Source organism: Vibrio ouci (assembly GCF_004551525.1).
In the GTDB taxonomy this organism is placed as follows: Bacteria; Pseudomonadota; Gammaproteobacteria; order Enterobacterales; family Vibrionaceae; genus Vibrio; species Vibrio ouci.
Genome location: NZ_SATR01000117.1, coordinates 1 through 2,778 on the forward strand (window position 1 = coordinate 1; position 2,778 = coordinate 2,778).

Here is a 2,778-nt window from a genome sequence, read left to right on the forward strand (position 1 = left end):
GTCGAGGGGACACGCTGACGAAACAGCGCTGGTTCAGGCACGGCGGGCAGTGYTGGAATCGGCAGCGCCGACGAAATCGGCAAAGTCGGSRGAATCGGCAGCGCAGATTTTTCGRCGAACATGGGCTGGACGCTGGACTGGCCGGGCCATGCAGGAAAATTCATCGAGGGGACACGCTGACGAAACAGCGCTGGTTCAGGCACGGCGGGCAGTGGTGGAATCGGCAGCGCCGACGAAATCGGCAMAGTCGGCAGAATCGGCAGCGGGTGCTGGCGATGGGTCTGGACGGGCTGGATAGTCCAAGGCTCGACGAGAAAGACTGCTGGTTTAGACACTGGGGCAGTGGCAGCCCGCGGGACAGTGTYGGCAGATTCGGCAGCGCAGATTTGTGCGGCTGCAGGTTCGTCGGGGAAAATCGGCAGCGCAGATTTTKCGACGAACATGGGCTGGRCGATGGACTGTCCAGGCCAGGCAGGAAAATTTGTCGAGGGGACACGCTGACGAAACAGCGCTGGTTCAGGCACGGCGGGCAGTGTTGGAATCGGCAGCGCCGACGAAATCGGCAAAGTCGGSRGAATCGGCAGCGCAGATTTTTCGACGAACACGGGCTGGACGGTGGACTGTCCAGGCCAGGCAGGAAAATTCGTCGAGGGGACACGCTGACGAAACAGCGCTGGTTCAGACACGGTGGGCGCAGTGTTGGAATCGGCAGCGCCGAGAAAATCGGCAAAGTCGGCAGAATCGGCAGCAGGTGCTGGCGATGAGTCAGGACGGACTGGATAGTCCAAGGCTCGATGAGAAAGACCGCTGGTTTAGACACTGGGGCAGTGGCAGCCCGCGGGGCAGTGTCGGCAGATTCGGCAGCAGTGTCTGCCGATTCGGCAGCGTTGGCTTGTTGGCGCGGGGGGCCGATGCGAGTGGGGACTTGGGCAGCGGGCAGTGAAAGCAAGAGTTTCCCCGATGCYGCCGGGAAAAACGCTCCCCGGGATGGCCGGGTGAGATGACCCGGCGGCCCGCGACGGGTCATTCAATTCCATGCCCCGTCAACATAACTCCCGATGTACTGTTTRCTTTTTCGGAAGAAGAGATCCATCCCCCCATCCTCGGCCAGCCAAAAACGCTCCAATTAATGGCCGGGTGAGATGACCCGGCGGCCCGCGACGCGTCATTCAAATCACTGCCCTATCGGCTACAACTGCTGATGGGTGGGATTAGAGGCCTGCCATGGTGGTGAGGGGCGGCGAGGACCGTGAAAGCTAGAGTTTTTCAGAGGCTGCCGGGAAAAAGGCCCCTCGGGTGGCGGGGTGCGAGGACCAGGCGCGTCATTCAATTCTCTTCCCTATCAACTTGGCTCCCGTTGGCGGGATTGGAGGCCTACTGTTTGTTACAGGGCTAAAATCGTCAGGGGAAGAGCTGACGAAACAATGCTGGTTTGGATGCAGGGGGTAGTGTTGGAATCGGCAGCGCGGACAAAATCGGCAAAGTCGACAAAAAAGACTGTTGGTCTGGACATCGGGGCAGCGGCAGCCATGCCGACAGGGGGGGAAATCGGCAGCGCAGATTTGTGCAGCTGCAGGTTCGTCGGGGAAATCGGCAGCGCAGATTTTTCGATGAACATGGGCTGGAAGATGGACTGTCCAGGCCAGGCAGGGAAATTCGTCAAGGGGACACGCTGACGAAACAGCGCTGGTTYAGRCACGGCGGGCAGTGTTGGAATCGGCAGCGCCGACGAAATCGGCAAAGTCGGCAGAATCGGCAGCGGGTGCTGGCGATGAGTCTGGACGATTTATAGTCCAGGGCTTGATGGAAAAGACTGTTGGTCCAGACAATGGGGCAGTGGCAGCGCGGATTTGTGCAGCTGCAGGTTCGTCGGGGAAAATCGGCAGCGCAGATTTTTCGACGAACAGGGGCTGGGCGCTGGACTGGCCGGGCCAGGCAGGAAAATTCGTCAGGGGGSCACGCTGACGAAAASAGGGGCTGCSGMGTGGAAAATCGGCAGCGCAGATTTTTCGACGAACAGGGGCTGGACYGGCCGGGCCAGGCAGGAAAATTCGTCAGGGGGGCACGCTGACGAAAAGAGGGGCTGCCGCGTGGAAAATCGGCAGCGCAGATTTTTCGACGAACAGGGGCTGGACGCTGGACTGGGCCAGGCAGGAAAATTCGTCAGGGGGGCACGCTGACGAAAACAGGGGCTGCCGCGTGGAATGGCAGCCTACACGCAGATGCGRATTCGGCAGCGCACGATGGCTTGAGCAGGTCATGGGTTCGACTTGGCGCGATCTGAAACCTGGACGAGGGACTGTSGACGCTGGACGAGCCAGCGCGGTGGCCTGTCGTGCCCCGTTCAGGGGGKGCCTGCCGYGGAGACAGCCCTCGCGGGCTCGACAGCGCAGGCCAGCGTCCCCGACGTCGCTGGCCGCGGCAGGCGAGCTGCCGGGGTTCCCGCATTCCTACAAGAAAACGTCGTGCTTTCCACATGAAACCAATCCAGTAAAATCAGCCATATTTTTATGAGGCTGCCCACTGAATTTGGGGTCATTCCGGGCCGGTTCCTAGTTTTGCGGATTTACTCGATTTCTAATGGTAGGAAAATTAAAACAAATACTTCCCGACCTCGAAAAATTCTGGGAAAATTAATGAAGGTGGATTGGATTTTTGCCAACCTCTGTGCAAAATTTCAGCTCAAAATACCAAGAAATGAATTTTTTAGAGGGGGGGTGACAGCTGGGACCTAGTAGTGTCTCCCCCTGCCAGAGCTKCAATGACACTTATTGCTCT

Annotated in this window: 1 protein-coding gene; it reads right to left on the reverse strand. The window is 59.1% G+C overall.

Features of this window, described 5'->3' with window-relative positions:
- Positions 1-1,384: 1,384 nt before the first annotated feature.
- Entirely contained in the window at positions 1,385-1,663 is a 279-nt protein-coding gene (locus ELS82_RS27955) for a hypothetical protein (protein ID WP_134837660.1), read from the reverse strand.
- Between the last annotated feature and the right edge of the window lie 1,115 nt (positions 1,664-2,778).